The following is a 14591-nucleotide window of genomic DNA, read 5'->3' on the forward strand; positions in this document are numbered from 1 at the left end:
CAGGAGCGCTACTCAGTCGAATTTAAGCAGCCGCTCCAGATAGTCCTTTTCGACCTGAGGACTTAGCGAATTGCCGAGACGGCGGCGAATCTCTTCGAGGATCTGCCGGGCGCGCTGAATGTCGATCTCGCCGGGAACCTTGGTGCCTTCGCCGAAATCCGGACCGGTGTTGGCGCGCGGGCGGCCGAGCGGATCACGATCGTCGCCTGGTTGCCGGCCACGGTTTCCATTTTGGCCGTTCTGGCCCATGGCCTGCTGCATCTGCTGCATCATATCACGCGCGCCGCGGCGCAACGCGTCGAGCGCATTACCCTGCTGGTCGGTGGCTTCTCCGCCCTGGGCCTGCCCCAGCGCCTCGCCGGCACGTCCCATCGATTGCCCGGCTTCGCCCATCTCTTTTCCGGGATCCATGCCCATGCCTTTAAGGCTGTCCATCAACTGCTGGAGTTCCGACTGGAGCTGGCCCTGGCCCTTCTGCAGCTTGCGCATGGCCTCGGCAAGCTGTTCGTGGGTCATCTGGCCCTGCTGGCCCTGTTGACCATTCTGGCCTTCCTGCCCTTCTTCTCCCTCCTCGCCTTGCTGTCCCTGGCTCCCCTGCATCTGCTGGTCCAGTCGGAAGGTCTCGTTCATCATCTCCTGCTGGCGCCGCATCAGGTCGCCTAGCTTGTTCATCTGCTGGTTCATCTGGCCTTGCTGGCCCTGTTGCCCTTGCTGGCCCTGCTGGTTCTGGCCCATCTGCAGATTATTCATCATGTTTTGTAGCTGTGACAGAAGCTGCTGCGCCTGGTCGCGGGAGCCCTGCTTCGCAAGGTTCTCGATCTGGTCCATCATCCGGTCGAGATCCTTTTGCGTCAGCATCTGCATGTTGGGATCGGGCGCCTGCTGGGCATTCGGGTTCTGCTGCTGGCGCTGGGCGAATTCACGCAGGAAATCCTGCATCGCCTGGCGCAGCTCGGCCATCAGCTTTTCGATCTCCTCGGGACTTGCGCCATTCTGGATCGCCTGCTTCAGTGCCTCCTGGGCCTGTCGCAGCCGTTTTTCCGCGTCCGTCAGCTGGCCGTCCTCAATGCCGCGCGCCACCTGCCACATATAGGCGACGACATCGCGAAGCTGGTCGTCATTACGGGCGAACTGGAGCCTGGAATAGACGCTGCGCAGGGCGAGATAGTGCGTTGCGTTCCTGATCGTGTCCTCGGGGCGCAAGGTGATGGCGCTCAGCATGTCGAACACGCGATCGCGCTGATTGGCGTCCAGCGCCAGCATCCGCCGCTGTTCGACGACGGCACGCGCCAGCGGGTTGGAGAAGGGGCGCTCGGGAAGAACGAGGGTCTTCGTCTCGCTCCGGCCTTCCTGCCCGGCATCGTCGTCGGCCACCAGGGTCAGCCGAACTTCCGAACCGGCCCATGGATGCTCGGTGATATCTTTGGACGTGATCGCCTCTTTCGGGCCTGCGCCGCCCCGGCGTGGCAGGACGAGCGGCACATCAGGCGCCTCGAAGAGCGGGCGGGCACCGGCGGCAGGCGGCTTGGCCTCGACGATCTCGGCACGTCCCTTGGCGGCGCCGTAATCGTCGTCGATGGAATAGGCAAGTTCCAGCGTGCCGTTCAGCGCGCGGCTCGGATCCTTGGTGAAGCGGACGAGCGGCGGCCTGTCGGGAATGACGGCAAAGGACCAATTGGCGCGTGTGCCGCTACCGGAAAGATTGATTTCCGTCTGTTTTTCCAGCGGAAACTGGAAATTGCGGGCGTTTGTTACAGCCGCAGGGGCCGTAGTTTGGTCGTTTGCCGGCGCGGAAGCGTCTTTTGTGGCGGCGGGCGTGATTTCCTGTTCCGCTCCATCCGCCTCGGTCGCGGTGAGCGTTTCATTGCCATTGCCGCCGATGACCCGCACGGCTACGACGCTGCCCTGCGGGACCGTGAAGCTCGTTTCGCTGCTGTTGGTCTGCGACGTCAGGAAGATTGGGGCGCGACCGGTATAGCGGGGCGGTGTCACCCATGCGTCGATGCGCGGGGGAATGCCGCCCGCGCCGTAGCGGATATGGAGGGCATCGAAAAGGCTGCCCCCGGACGGGCCGCTCGCGTAGGCGAGCGCAGTGACGAAAAGCAGGGCGACGACGGCGCGCAGGCCCCAGGGATCACGCTCCGGAATACGCGGTCGAGGCGTACCGCCGTGCAGGTCCTTCAGCTTTTCCGCCATGCGGCGGCGATGTTCGTCCCACAGCGCCTTGGCGAAGGGATCGTGATTGCCGGAGGCCATCGCATCGGTCTGGACTGAAATAGGCTCGTGGACCAGCAGATTGGCCGTTTCCAGCCGATGGTCGATTTCCGGCCCTGTGGGAATGCGCAGGCGCGTGGCCAGATAGAGGGCGGCGAGGCCTGCGATGGCGAAGGCGCCAAGCAGGCCGATATGCAGCCAGCCCGGCATGCGCGGAAACAGACCGAGCCAAGCAATGGCGGCGAAGAGGGCAGCGAGAATGACAAGCGGCAGGATGAGCGGCCACAGCCGCTCGAATGTCATCGAAAGGAAGGCGGTAAAACGGACCCGGCGGATGGCCGCAAGTGCCTCCGTCTCGACGGTATCGGTTCCGGGCATGTCGTCACGTCGATCTGCCATGCTCGCCTCGTTCAAAGCCGGCCGCGCGCACGCGGCGTTATATTATCTTTAGAATAGCACTCATCGTGGCAAAGACGAGACTTTGCGTGAAAAAAGCCGCTCCGGCGCCGTTTTTTATATGCGCGGCGGGCGTTACCGCTCGTCGCAGAGCCAGTCGGGCACGGAATCGAGGCCGATCAACTCGTCATAGCCGGTGCGCGGACGCACCACGTGATAGCGATCGCCGTCGACCAGCACTTCGGGGATCAGCAGCCTGGTGTTGTAAGTGCCGGATTGCACCGCGCCATAGGCGCCTGCCGTCATAATCGCGACCAGATCGCCGGGCGAGGGATAGGGCATTTCGCGGTCCTGGCCGAGATAATCGCCCGTCTCGCAGACCGGACCGACAATGTCGGCGCGGATGCGGCGCTGCCCGTCCCCGGGCGCTGCAATGGGACGGATATCGTGGAACGCATCGTAGAGCGTCGGGCGAATCAGGTCGTTCATCGCGGCATCGACAATAATGAAATTCTTGGCGTCGCCTTCCTTCACGAAAATGACTTCGCAAACCAGGATACCGGCGTTGCCGACGATCAGCCGTCCGGGCTCGAAGATCGTCTTAAGGCCGAGAGGGCGGATATGCTTGCGCACGATGGCCGAATAGGCGTCCGGCAAGGGCGGCGGATTGTTGTCGGTGCGGTAGGGAATGCCGAGCCCGCCGCCGAGATCGACATGCTCGATGGCGTGTCCATCCGCCTTCAACTGGGCGACCAATTCGGCGAGCAAGGCGAAGGCATCGTCGAAGGGCTGCAGTTCGGTGATCTGGCTACCGATATGCATGTCGATTCCGGCCACGCGAAGGCCCCGCAGATTTGCCGCCCTGGCATAGACCGCGCGCGCTTTCTGGCGCGGAATGCCGAACTTGTTCTCGGCCCTGCCAGTGGAGATCTTGGCATGGGTCCGCGCATCCACATCAGGATTGATGCGCAAGGAGACGGGGGCGATTTTTCCCGCCGCGACGGCACGAGCGGAAAGCAGTTCCAGTTCCGGTTCGGATTCGACATTGAAGCAGCGGATGCCGGCGGCGAGCGCGAAATCCATCTCATCGGCCTTCTTGCCGACGCCGGAAAAGACGATCTTGTCCGCCGGGATGCCTGCCGCCAGCGCACGGCGCAATTCGCCTTCCGAGACGACATCGGCGCCGGAACCGAGCTTCGCCAGCGTTTTCAGCACCGCCTGGTTGGAATTGGCCTTGAGCGCATAGCAGACCAGCGCGTCCATATCGGCGAAGGCTTCCGAGAAGACGCGGTAGTGGCGCGCGAGCGTGGCGGTGGAATAGCAGTAGAACGGTGTGCCGACCGCCGCCGCGATATCCGCGACGCTGACATTCTCGGCGTGCAGGACGCCGTCGCGATAGTCGAAATGGTTCAAGGTCTTGATGCTCTTGTGGCGCAGCCGATGGATGATCGCGCGGCTACTGGATCAGCTTGTCGAGGATGAAGGGCTTATCCTCTTTCGGTTTCGGCTTGGTGTGGCCGTTCTCGTCGGTAATGACCGCTGAGGGGGGCGGCTCGAGATCGCCGCGACGACCGCAGGCTGAAAGGGCGCTGCCGAGGGCTGCGGCAAGGAGAAGGGTCGAGATGAAGGAACGGCCTGTCATGCGGTTGGTCCTGAACCCGTGTTGGTGTTGCCTTTATCTAGCGGAAATATGGAGGCATTGCACCCCCACTTGATCCGCCCTCATGCCTTGGCGATGCGCTTTTTCCAGAACCTGATCTGGCGGCGCACTTCCTGCGGCGCGGTCCCGCCATAGGACTGGCGGCTGCGGACCGATTTATCCACCGTAAGGAAGCCGAACACGGCCTCGGTGATGCCGGGATGGATCGATTGCAGCTCTTCGAGCGACAGCTTGCCCAGGTCGCATTTCCTGGCTTCGGCAAGCGCCACGGCGCGCCCGGTTACATGGTGCGCTTCGCGGAAGGGCATTCCCAGTTCGCGCACGAGCCAGTCAGCGAGGTCAGTGGCAGTCGAATAGCCGGAGCCCGCCGCTTTTTTCATCGAAGCCGTATTGACGGTCAGGTCGCGGACCATGCCGGTCATCGCGGCGAGCGCCAGTTCGAGCGTTTCGACAGCGTCGAAGACAGCTTCCTTGTCCTCCTGCATGTCCTTGGAATAGGCGAGCGGCAGGCCCTTCATCACCGTGAGAAGGCCAACGAGCGATCCCGTAATCCGGCCGGTCTTGGCGCGGACCAGTTCGGCTGCGTCGGGGTTCTTCTTCTGCGGCATGATCGACGAGCCGGTGGAGAAGGCGTCGGAGAGCCGGATGAAGTTGAACTGCGGCGTCGACCAGATGACGATCTCCTCGGCAAGGCGCGAGAGATGCGTGGCTGAGATCGCGGCGAGGCTGAGGAATTCCAGCGCATAGTCGCGATCCGAAACACTGTCGATGGAATTGCGCGTCGGCTCGCGGAAGCCAAGCGCCTTTGCCGTCATGTGACGGTCAATGCCGAAGCCGGTACCGGCGAGCGCGGCGGCGCCCAAGGGGGATTCGTCGAGGCGTTCGATGGCGTCGCGCACGCGGGAGAGGTCGCGTCCGAACATTTCGACATAGGCCATGCAATGATGGCCGAAGGTCACCGGCTGCGCGGTCTGGAGATGGGTAAAGCCCGGCATCACCGTTGCCGCGTGCTCCTCGGCGCGCTCGAGAAAGGCTTCGATCAATGCCTTCAGCGCGGACGCCATCCTGCCGAGCTCGTCCTTGACCCAGAGGCGGAAGTCCACCGCCACCTGGTCGTTACGCGAGCGGGCCGTGTGCAGGCGCCCGGCGGCGGGGCCGATCAGTTCGGCCAGCCGTGCTTCGATATTCATGTGAATGTCTTCGAGCTTGCGCGAGAAGGCGAATTTGCCGCTCTCGATCTCTGACAATATCGTGTTCAGGCCGCCTGCGATCTTGTCGTGATCATCGGCCGCAATTATGCCGGTCTTGGCGAGCATGGCGGCATGGGCGAGCGAGCCGCGGATGTCCTGGGCATAGAGTTTTCGGTCGAAGCCAATCGAGGCGTTGATCTCTTCCATGATCGCGTCGGGACCGGATGCGAAGCGGCCGCCCCACATTTCGTTGCTGGACTTTTGTTCGGTCATGGTCGAGCCTCTGGAAAAGAAACGCAGGAAAGATCTAGGTATGGCAGCAGGCAGCAAAGACGGTAAAGCCGAAAAACCTGGAAGCGGAAGGATTGTTCTTCTTGCCGGTCTCGCAGGCCTTATCGCCGGTGCCGTGGCGGTATACGTGATGGAACGGCCTTCTGGCAATGTCGCTCAATCGATCGACATTGCGGCGGACGGCGGGCAGTGCGCGATGAAGGCCGACGCCGCGAAGGCGCTCGACGCGGCGGCGACCGGTTCTGTCGCGGCGATGCGCGCCGCCGAAACGCCGCAGCCGGTGCAGAACCTCGCATTTACCGGGCCGGACGGCAGGCGGATGACGCTTGCCGATTTCAAGAGCAAGACGCTCTTGGTCAATCTCTGGGCAACGTGGTGTGCGCCTTGCCGCGAGGAGATGCCGGCGCTCGACAAGCTGCAGGCGGAGGAGGGCGGCGAGGATTTCCAGGTGGTCGCGATCAATATCGACACCGGCGATGATACCAAACCGAAGGCTTTTCTCTCCGATCTCTCCGAAACCGGTGTTCGCTCCCTTAACCTCTACCGGGACGCAACGATGGGTGTCTTCAACGAACTGAAGCGGAAGAACCTTGCCTTCGGCCTGCCGGTGACGATGCTTGTCGACAAGGATGGCTGCCAGATCGCGGCGATGAACGGCCCCGCCGACTGGGCGGGAGACGATGCGAAAAAGCTCATCGCGGCGGCCAGGAAGATAGACCAGTAGAATTAACCCCTGACAGCTCTGGACAGGCGACGGTTTTTCTGGATTGCTTCGCTCCCGAAACTTGGGTTTAGCCGCATGGTCTTATCCGAAAAGTTTGCATCTTTTCGAGATCATGCTCAAGGAGCGCCGTTCATGACCATTGAAACCTGGCTTGCCTTTACCGCGGCATCGGCAATTCTCGTACTCATCCCGGGACCGACGGTGCTGCTCGTCGTTTCCTATGCGCTCGGCCAGGGATGGCGCACGGCGTTTCCCATGGCGTTTGGCGTGGCGCTCGGCGATTTCACGGCCATGACGCTGTCCATGCTCGGCGTCGGCGCGCTGCTGGCGGCGTCCGCAACGGTCTTCACGGCGGTCAAATGGATCGGTGCCGCCTATCTCATCTGGCTGGGGGTCAAGCTTTTCCGCGCCGGCGGCACAATGGAGGCTGAGGCGCGGCAGGGTACGGCGTCGCCTGGGCGGATGCTGGCGCATGCCTGGTTAGTGACGGCACTCAATCCGAAGAGCATCACCTTCTTCGTGGCGTTCCTGCCGCAGTTCCTCGATCCGCACCTGGACTTCATGACGCAGTTGGTGATCTTCGAGGCGACGTTCCTGGTTCTGGCTTTTGCCAATGCCTTCGGCTACGCGCTTGCGGCGACGCGGGCGCGGAGGCTCTTTCGCAGTCCGCGCGCCATCGGCATCTTCAACCGCGCCGGCGGCACGCTTCTGATCGGCGCGGGCGTCGCCACCGCCACGATGCGCTCCTCCTGAAATCCATCAGGCGGTGAAGCCACCGCGCTTCCACCTGATGATGGCGAGTTCGAGGGCTGAGAGAAAGGCCGACCGATCGCGGGCGGCAAAGGGCGGGGGGCCGCCGGTGATCTGCCCTGCGGAGCGCAGTCCCTCCATGAGATTGCGGGTCGCGAGCACGTTGCCGATGGAGGCCTCGGTGAAGGCGCGGCCATTGGGGGCGATTGCCGCGGCACCGGCATTGATGGCCCGGCTCGCCAGCGGGATATCCGCGGTGACGACGATGGCGCCCGGTCCGGCGCGTTCGGCGATCCAGTCATCGGCTACGTCGAGGCCACTCGGCACGATTACCCGCTCGATCAGCGGATCGCGCGGAATTGCGATGAAACTATTGGCGACGACATAGACTTTCACCCCATGTCGCTCTGCGACACGGTAGATTTCGGCCTTCACCGGACAGGCATCGGCATCGACATAGATGATGATGGGGCGGGATTGTTCACTCATGCCGTCATCAGATGGCAGAGGTATCGGGGCGTTGCAAGGCGTCCTGTTCTCCAGGTGAATGCTGCGATCAAAATATTGAACTAGCCTGCGCCGTCCGATGAGAATAAGGGCAGGGGCCAAATCGTCTGCTTTTTACGCAAGTCCGGATCGAAACCGGTTCGCACTTTCCTGGACCTGCTTCGGAAAAAATCATGCCCGTCAAATATTTCCCTGCGCTTTTCGTCCTGCTCTGGGCCACCGGCTTCATTGGCGCGGGCTATGCGATGCCCTATGCCGAACCGTTCGGCTTCATGACCGTACGGTTTTTCATTGCGGCGGCCATTCTGGGCGTTTGGGCGCTGATGAGCGGCAGTCAATGGCCGACCTGGCGCGGCGCTTTTCATGCCGCCGTTGCCGGCTGCCTCATCCATGGCATCTATCTCTCGGGTGTCTTCTGGGCCGTGCACAGGGGATTGCCCGCTGGCATGTCGGCGCTGGTCGTCGGGCTGCAGCCGCTCATCACCACGCTCATCGCAGGCGCGACGCTCGGCGAGAAGATCGAGCGGCGGCACTGGATCGGACTCGCCATCGGCTTCATCGGCGTCATCATGGTGCTGTGGCCGAAATTCTCGCTCGATTCGGGCGGAATCAATGCCGTCACCATCGGTGTCGTGTTCCTGGCGGTCCTCGCCATCAGCACCGGCACAGTGTGGCAGAAGCGCTTCGTCGGGCAGGTCGACCTGAAAGCCGGCACGACCGTTCAATATCTGGCGGCGGCCGTTTTGACCGGTATCGCCTCGTTATTTTTTGAGAACCATCAGGTCATCTGGTCGCCATGGCTCTTCTTTGCCATGGGCTGGCTGGTGCTGGTCCTATCGATTGGCGCCGTGCTGTTGCTGATGGTGCTGATCCGGGAGGGCGCCGTGTCGAAAGTCGCTTCGCTCTTCTATCTCGTGCCCGGGACGACGGCGTTGATGGCTTATCTGCTCTTCGGCGAGACCCTGAGCTTGGTTCAGCTTGTCGGCATGGCGATCACGACTTTCGGCGTGGCGCTGGCCACCGTCCGAAACGATAATTCTCAGTTTTTCCGCTTCGCCCGCCAGGCGTTGCGATTGCGATAGCGCAGGATCGCGGCGTTGATTTCAGCGCCGAGGATGAAGATAGCCGAAATGATGTAGAGGAAGACGATCGACACCATGATCGACGCTAAACCGGCATAGGTTGAGACGTAATTGGCGAAGCTTTCGAGATATTTGGCGAAAATGATCGAACCTGCCAGCCAGGCGAACAGGGTCAGGACGATGCCAGGCAGGATATCAAGGAAGCCGCGCTTGCCGGCGGGCAGCCAGATGTGGACGGCAAGAAGTGCCGTCACCAGTACCCCGACAGCGATCAGATAGCGCCAGATATCGAGGCTGCCGGTGTAGGGCGCAATGGCTGGAAACCATTGTTCGGCGAGCCTGACGGCGAGAGGGGCGAGAACGAGGAGCACGCTGATCGCGGTCAGGCTGAGCGTGGCGATAATGACAAAGCCGAGGCTTTGCAGGCGGCAGAAGATGATCGAGCGGGTATCGGTAACGCGATATGCCCGGTTGAGCGCGATTCTCAGCGCCTCAATGCCGTTGGAGGCGAAATAGGCCGCCGCGATGACGCTGACGGTCAGAAGGCCGCCGCGTTGGACGGTCAGCACGTTCATCACCTCGCGGGCGATCGGCCTTGCAATGGTTTCCGGCCAGGTGTCGAAAATGACATGGACGGCCGTGTCGGCGAAGGCATTGGCGCCGAGGAAACTGGCAAGCGACGTTGCGAAGATCAGGAAGGGAAACAACGCCATCAGGCCGGAAAGCGCTATATGACTGGCAAATGCCCAACCGTCATCGGAATAGAAGTGGCCGATTGCATCGTACAAAACCTGCCACAGGAACGTCCTTACTTTGCGCATAGGCAGGCTTTTTCCTTTTGGATAGGGGACAGGGCGGCCTCGTTTTTCTGACTTACCGTATGCAGATTGCAACGGGTGGTGCGATATGGGAAGCCTGCATTAACTCCATCCACGCGAGATGCAAGAGAGGGTCCGGTGCAACAAACGATATCGACGCCCAAAGCGATCCCCAAAACGATTCCCAAAACAATCATTGTCACCGGATGTTCCTCCGGCATCGGGGCGTTTTGCGCCCGTGCGCTGAAGGCGGCGGGATGGCGGGTCTTCGCCACCGCGCGCAAGCCGGAGGACATCGAGACATTGCGACGCGACGGGCTGGAAGCGCATTATCTCGATTATCGCCAACCCGAATCGATCGAGACGCTGGTCAAAACCGTATTGACCGAGACGGGCGGCAGGCTGGACGCGCTCTACAATAATGGCGCCTATGCGCAGCCGGGGGCGGTCGAGGATCTGCCGGTCGATGCATTACGCGAACAGTTCGAGGCCAATTTCTTCGGCTGGCACGATCTGACGCAGCGAGTCATTCCCATCATGCGGGCACAGGGGCATGGGCGGATTGTCCATTGTTCCTCCATATTGGGGCTGGTGCCGATGAAATGGCGCGGCGCTTATGTCGCTTCGAAGTTTGCGCTGGAAGGATTGATGCTTGTCGAGCGGATGGAACTGGAGGGGTCAGGCGTCCATGTCTCACTCATCGAACCCGGGCCGATCCAATCACGCTTCACCTATAATGCGGCGCAATGGGTGGAGAAGAACATCGATATCGCGAATTCCGTGCATCGCGCAGACTACGAGCGACAATTGGCCAAACTGAAAAGCGGCGGCACGAAATCGAAGTCGAAGCTTGGCCCGGAGGCGGTTTATGCGGTATTGCGTGACGCGCTGGAACATCCCCGTCCCCGGCCCCATTATCTGGTGACGCGGCCGGCGAAATTTGGCGCTCTGGCGCGGCGGCTGATGCCGGCCCGCATGTTCTACCGAATGCTTGCGGACCAATCCTGAGTGGCGGCGCATAAGTTGCCGGAAATACTGAAAGGAAACGGAAATGGACTTCCTGTTCAAGGTCGCGGCAATGGTGGCCATGGTCGCCGTCGCAGGCGTGCTCTTTGTCGGTCTGCGCAATATGATGCGTGGCGGCGATGGCAATTTCTCCAACAAGATGATGCAGCTGCGTGTGCTCCTGCAGTTCATCGCGGTGGCGCTGATCGTTGCTGCTATCTATTTTGGCCGTCACGTCACTGGATGATAACAGCCGCCGAGGGGTAGAGGGCATATGGTCAAATTGAACAAGATTTATACGCGCACCGGCGATGACGGGACGACCGGACTCGGCAATGGCGAACGGCGCGCCAAGTTCGACCTGCGCGTCGAGGCCTTTGGCACCATCGACGAGGCCAATGCCTGTGTCGGCCTGGCGCGGCTCCACACCGGCGAAAGCTGTCTGGAGCTCGACACCATGCTGTCACGCATCCAGAACGATCTGTTCGATCTCGGGGCGGATCTCTCGACCCCCGATGACGGCGTTGACCTTGATTATGAACCGCTGCGCATTATCGAAGCGCAGGTGTTGCGGGTGGAACGCGAGATCGACCAGCTGAACGCAGGCCTCAGCCCCTTGCGTTCCTTCGTGCTGCCGGGCGGTACGCCTGCCTCGGCCGCGTTGCATCTGGCGCGCACCGTGTCCAGGCGAGCCGAACGCATCATGGTGGAGCTCTCGCAGACCACCGGCGAACGGGTAACCAAGGAAGCGCTGCAATATATCAACCGTGTTTCGGATTTTCTTTTCGTCGCGGCCCGGGTGGTCAATGACAATGGCGCGCGCGACGTCTTGTGGGTGCCCGGCCAGAACCGCTGATGCCGGCCAAGAACGGTGATTGACGTGCACGTCAATCACAATTACGGTCCCGCCCGGTCCATTTTCATTGCCTTCATGTCGGCTTCTGGCAAGTGGGCGGTTGTCCATGACGATATATCCGTCAAAGAGTTCATTTCGAGAGGTTCAGGCGCATGAAAGTGCTCGTCGCTGTTAAGCGTGTAGTGGATTACAACGTCAAGATCAGGGTGAAGGGCGACGGCTCGGGCGTCGAGCTCGCCAATGTGAAGATGTCGATGAACCCCTTCGACGAGATCGCGGTGGAAGAGGCGATCCGCCTGAAGGAAGCCGGGAAGGTCGAGGAGATCGTGGCGGTATCGATCGGGCCGGCGCAGGCGCAGGAGACGATCCGCACCGCACTCGCCATGGGCGCCGACCGCGGTATTCTGGTCAAGGTCGACGATATCGTCGAGCCGCTGGCGGTCGCTAAGATTCTCAAGGGCGTGGTCGAGGCGGAACAGCCGCAACTCGTCATCCTGGGCAAGCAGGCGATCGACGACGACGCCAACCAGACGGGGCAAATGCTCTCCGCACTGCTCGGCTGGAGCCAGGGCACGTTTGCTTCCAAGGTGGAAATCGCAGACGGCTCGGCGAAGGTCACCCGCGAAGTCGATGGCGGCCTGCAGACGGTCGAGATCACGCTGCCGGCGATCGTCACGACCGATCTGCGCCTCAACCAGCCGCGCTATGCCTCGCTGCCGAACATCATGAAGGCGAAAAAGAAGCCGCTCGACGAGAAGACGGCTGCCGATTATGGCGTCGATACCGCGCCGCGCCTGAAGGTCTTGAAGACCGAGGAGCCGAGCGGCCGCAAGGCGGGCGTCAAGGTCGCCTCGGTGGCCGAGCTGGTCGACAAGCTGAAGAACGAAGCAGGCGTTCTCTGATCTAACGGAAAGGAATTCATCATGGCTATTCTTCTTGTTGCCGAACACGACAACCAGCACCTTTCCGACCAGACCGCCAAGGCGCTGACGGCTGCACTTGCCATCGGTTCCGACGTGCATGTGCTGGTAGCGGGTCAAGGCGCGAAAGCTGTCGCCGATCAGGCGGCGAAGCTCAAGGGTGTCACCAAGGTTCTCATCGCCGACAGCGCAGAACTGGAAAACCGCCTGGCAGAGCCGACCGCGGCGCTTATCGTCTCGCTCGCCGGCAATTATGACACCATAATAGCGCCGGCGACGACCAACGGGAAGAACATCCTGCCGCGCGTGGCAGCCCTTCTCGATGTGATGCAAATTTCCGATGTCATCGAAGTGGTATCGCCAGATACCTTCAAGCGTCCGATCTATGCGGGCAACGCCATCCAGACGGTGCAGGCAACCGACGCCAAGAAGGTGATCACCGTACGCACGGCGTCCTTCCAGTCAGCCGGCGAAGGTGGCTCGGCGTCGATCGAGACGGCCAGTGCGGCCAGCGATCCCGGCCTGTCGAAATTCGTCGAGGCAAAGCTTTCCGGCGGCGACCGTCCGGAACTGACTTCGGCCAAGATCATCATCTCAGGCGGCCGCGCGCTTGGGTCTTCGGAGAAGTTCAGGGAAGTCATCCTGCCCGTCGCCGACAAGCTCGGCGCGGCCGTCGGCGCTTCGCGCGCCGCCGTCGATGCGGGCTATGCGCCGAACGATTGGCAGGTCGGTCAGACCGGCAAGGTGGTCGCACCCGATCTCTATATCGCCTGCGGCATTTCCGGCGCGATCCAGCATCTGGCGGGCATGAAAGACTCCAAGGTTATCGTCGCGATCAACAAGGACGAGGAAGCGCCCATCTTCCAAGTTGCCGATTACGGCATCGTCGGGGATCTCTTCGAAATCCTTCCGCAGCTCGAAAAGGCGCTTTAGATTAGTTTTTGAGCAGTCCGATGGGAAAGAAGTTCCTGCTTATCGCGGGAAAACCGGTTCCCGGAATCAAGGGCTGCTTGAGGCTTTAATAATAGATCGATTAAATTATGATGGCCGGGGTAGACGAACTCTACTCCGGCCATTTACTTTGCACTGCACAAAACAAAAAATCATGGGTGGAATATGGGCGTGACAATCAAGAAGATCGGGATCATCGGCGCGGGGCAGATGGGCAGCGGCATCGCCCATGTCTGTGCGCTTGCAGGCTATGACGTATTCTTGCACGATGCTTTATCGGAGCGGCTGGAAAATGGCATCGCCACGATCAACGGCAACATGGCGCGCCAGGTTTCCTCCGGAAAGCTCGACGAGAAAGCCCATCGCGACGCCATGACGCGCATCCGCATGGCGAACCGCATGGAGGATCTCGCCGGCGTCGATCTTGCTATCGAGGCGGCGACCGAGGACGAGACCGTCAAGCGCAAGATCTTCGCGCAGCTTTGTCCAAACCTCAATCCGGAAGCGTTTCTAGCCACCAATACCTCATCCATTTCGATCACTCGCCTTGCCTCCACGACCGACCGGCCGGAACGCTTCATCGGTATCCATTTCATGAATCCGGTTCCGGTGATGAAGCTCGTCGAACTGGTGCGCGGCATTGCAACCGAAGACGTAACCTTTGAAGCCGCGCGAGCCTTTGTCGCCAGCCTCGACAAGACGATCACGGTGGCCGAGGATTTCCCGGCCTTCATCGTCAATCGCATCCTGCTGCCGATGATCAACGAGGCGATCTATACGCTTTATGAGGGCGTCGGCTCGGTCGATGCCATCGACACGGCTATGAAACTCGGGGCTAACCATCCCATGGGACCCTTGCAGCTTGCCGATTTCATCGGGCTCGATACCTGCCTGTCGATCATGCAGGTGCTTTACGAAGGGCTTGCCGATTCCAAATACCGGCCATGTCCGCTCCTGGTCAAATATGTCGAGGCCGGATGGCTGGGCCGCAAGGCTGGACGCGGATTTTATGATTATCGTGGCGAACATCCGGTGCCAACGCGATAGGGCGGTCGCCAAATGACAGCATTTACGATTTCTTAACCCTTCACATTCACGCGGTATTCACCTTTACCCGTTAAATTTGTCTTTAAGTCAGTTTTCGGAGCCAATCTCTCCGGAATGGCAACAAATTACAAAAATTCAGGTACAGGCCGATGAGCATTCTTGTTCAACTGCGTCACAGCG

General features: G+C 61.0%; 15 protein-coding genes. 9 read left to right on the forward strand and 6 right to left on the reverse strand.

The annotated features are described in order from the left end of the window. Positions 1 to 12: 12 nt before the first annotated feature. From DUT91_RS18775 to argH, 4 genes are all read right to left on the reverse strand, one after another. A complete protein-coding gene (locus tag DUT91_RS18775) occupies positions 13 to 2613 on the reverse strand; it encodes a TIGR02302 family protein (protein ID WP_114442031.1) in 2601 nt (866 codons plus the stop codon). Positions 2614 to 2745: 132 nt separating this feature from the next. Next, positions 2746 to 4023 (reverse strand): diaminopimelate decarboxylase, encoded by a 1278-nt coding sequence (lysA, locus tag DUT91_RS18780; RefSeq protein ID WP_114442032.1) that lies wholly within the window; start codon positions 4021 to 4023, stop codon positions 2746 to 2748. A 43-nt stretch (positions 4024 to 4066) separates the two neighbouring features. Continuing rightward, positions 4067 to 4252, reverse strand: a complete 186-nt coding sequence (gene lptM / locus DUT91_RS18785) for an LPS translocon maturation chaperone LptM (protein WP_114442033.1) — start codon at positions 4250 to 4252, stop codon at positions 4067 to 4069. 80 nt (positions 4253 to 4332) lie between these two features. Beyond that, positions 4333 to 5733 (reverse strand): argininosuccinate lyase, encoded by a 1401-nt coding sequence (gene argH / locus DUT91_RS18790; RefSeq protein ID WP_114442034.1) that lies wholly within the window; start codon positions 5731 to 5733, stop codon positions 4333 to 4335. 40 nt (positions 5734 to 5773) lie between these two features. Here argH and tlpA point away from each other — a divergent pair, with 40 nt between their 5' ends. After that, positions 5774 to 6475 (forward strand): thiol:disulfide interchange protein TlpA, encoded by a 702-nt coding sequence (gene tlpA, locus DUT91_RS18795; RefSeq protein WP_114442035.1) that lies wholly within the window; start codon positions 5774 to 5776, stop codon positions 6473 to 6475. 132 nt (positions 6476 to 6607) lie between these two features. Further along, positions 6608 to 7228: a LysE family translocator gene (locus DUT91_RS18800; RefSeq protein ID WP_114442036.1), complete on the forward strand. Its 621-nt coding sequence runs from the start codon at positions 6608 to 6610 to the stop codon at positions 7226 to 7228. 6 nt (positions 7229 to 7234) lie between these two features. On the opposite strand, the gene DUT91_RS18805 is transcribed toward DUT91_RS18800, so the two are convergent. Next, on the reverse strand, positions 7235 to 7714 hold the full coding sequence (locus DUT91_RS18805) for a YaiI/YqxD family protein (protein WP_114442037.1): 480 nt from the start codon (positions 7712 to 7714) through the stop codon (positions 7235 to 7237). A gap of 191 nt (positions 7715 to 7905) precedes the next feature. Between DUT91_RS18805 and DUT91_RS18810 the strand changes: the two genes are divergently transcribed. Next, positions 7906 to 8814 (forward strand): DMT family transporter, encoded by a 909-nt coding sequence (locus DUT91_RS18810; RefSeq protein ID WP_114442038.1) that lies wholly within the window; start codon positions 7906 to 7908, stop codon positions 8812 to 8814. Here DUT91_RS18810 and DUT91_RS18815 read toward each other — a convergent pair. Next, positions 8772 to 9635 (reverse strand): YihY/virulence factor BrkB family protein, encoded by an 864-nt coding sequence (locus tag DUT91_RS18815; RefSeq protein ID WP_114442039.1) that lies wholly within the window; start codon positions 9633 to 9635, stop codon positions 8772 to 8774. The genes DUT91_RS18810 and DUT91_RS18815 overlap by 43 nt on opposite strands. 135 nt (positions 9636 to 9770) lie before the next feature. Here DUT91_RS18815 and DUT91_RS18820 point away from each other — a divergent pair, with 135 nt between their 5' ends. The 6 genes from DUT91_RS18820 (at position 9771) to DUT91_RS18845 (ending at position 14411) form a co-directional block, all read left to right on the forward strand. Further along, entirely contained in the window at positions 9771 to 10640 is an 870-nt protein-coding gene (locus DUT91_RS18820) for an SDR family oxidoreductase (RefSeq protein WP_245419795.1), read from the forward strand. Between the two features lie 43 nt (positions 10641 to 10683). Then, positions 10684 to 10884: a twin transmembrane helix small protein gene (locus DUT91_RS18825; protein ID WP_114442040.1), complete on the forward strand. Its 201-nt coding sequence runs from the start codon at positions 10684 to 10686 to the stop codon at positions 10882 to 10884. A gap of 27 nt (positions 10885 to 10911) precedes the next feature. Further along, positions 10912 to 11493: a cob(I)yrinic acid a,c-diamide adenosyltransferase gene (locus tag DUT91_RS18830; protein WP_114442041.1), complete on the forward strand. Its 582-nt coding sequence runs from the start codon at positions 10912 to 10914 to the stop codon at positions 11491 to 11493. Positions 11494 to 11645: 152 nt separating this feature from the next. Next, complete coding sequence (locus DUT91_RS18835; protein WP_114442042.1) at positions 11646 to 12395, forward strand: electron transfer flavoprotein subunit beta/FixA family protein; 750 nt, start codon at positions 11646 to 11648, stop codon at positions 12393 to 12395. Positions 12396 to 12416: 21 nt separating this feature from the next. Beyond that, positions 12417 to 13346 (forward strand): electron transfer flavoprotein subunit alpha/FixB family protein, encoded by a 930-nt coding sequence (locus DUT91_RS18840; RefSeq protein WP_114442043.1) that lies wholly within the window; start codon positions 12417 to 12419, stop codon positions 13344 to 13346. Positions 13347 to 13535: 189 nt separating this feature from the next. Further along, entirely contained in the window at positions 13536 to 14411 is an 876-nt protein-coding gene (locus DUT91_RS18845) for a 3-hydroxybutyryl-CoA dehydrogenase (protein ID WP_200835016.1), read from the forward strand. Positions 14412 to 14591: the final 180 nt, after the last annotated feature.

The organism is Paramesorhizobium salinisoli (genome assembly GCF_003335045.1).
Lineage (GTDB): Bacteria > Pseudomonadota > Alphaproteobacteria > Rhizobiales > Rhizobiaceae > Paramesorhizobium > Paramesorhizobium salinisoli.

What these genes read in the sequence shown, in the direction of transcription:
- DUT91_RS18825 (WP_114442040.1), top strand. Translation starts at nt 10,684, where the DNA reads ATGGACTTCCTGTTCAAGGTCGCGGCAATGGTGGCCATGGTCGCCGTC.
- DUT91_RS18815 (WP_114442039.1), bottom strand. Translation starts at nt 9,635, where the DNA reads ATGCGCAAAGTAAGGACGTTCCTGTGGCAGGTTTTGTACGATGCAATC.
- DUT91_RS18835 (WP_114442042.1), top strand. Translation starts at nt 11,646, where the DNA reads ATGAAAGTGCTCGTCGCTGTTAAGCGTGTAGTGGATTACAACGTCAAG.
- DUT91_RS18810 (WP_114442038.1), top strand. Translation starts at nt 7,906, where the DNA reads ATGCCCGTCAAATATTTCCCTGCGCTTTTCGTCCTGCTCTGGGCCACC.
- DUT91_RS18830 (WP_114442041.1), top strand. Translation starts at nt 10,912, where the DNA reads ATGGTCAAATTGAACAAGATTTATACGCGCACCGGCGATGACGGGACG.
- DUT91_RS18800 (WP_114442036.1), top strand. Translation starts at nt 6,608, where the DNA reads ATGACCATTGAAACCTGGCTTGCCTTTACCGCGGCATCGGCAATTCTC.
- tlpA (WP_114442035.1), top strand. Translation starts at nt 5,774, where the DNA reads ATGGCAGCAGGCAGCAAAGACGGTAAAGCCGAAAAACCTGGAAGCGGA.
- DUT91_RS18840 (WP_114442043.1), top strand. Translation starts at nt 12,417, where the DNA reads ATGGCTATTCTTCTTGTTGCCGAACACGACAACCAGCACCTTTCCGAC.
- DUT91_RS18775 (WP_114442031.1), bottom strand. Translation starts at nt 2,613, where the DNA reads ATGGCAGATCGACGTGACGACATGCCCGGAACCGATACCGTCGAGACG.
- argH (WP_114442034.1), bottom strand. Translation starts at nt 5,733, where the DNA reads ATGACCGAACAAAAGTCCAGCAACGAAATGTGGGGCGGCCGCTTCGCA.
- DUT91_RS18805 (WP_114442037.1), bottom strand. Translation starts at nt 7,714, where the DNA reads ATGAGTGAACAATCCCGCCCCATCATCATCTATGTCGATGCCGATGCC.
- lptM (WP_114442033.1), bottom strand. Translation starts at nt 4,252, where the DNA reads ATGACAGGCCGTTCCTTCATCTCGACCCTTCTCCTTGCCGCAGCCCTC.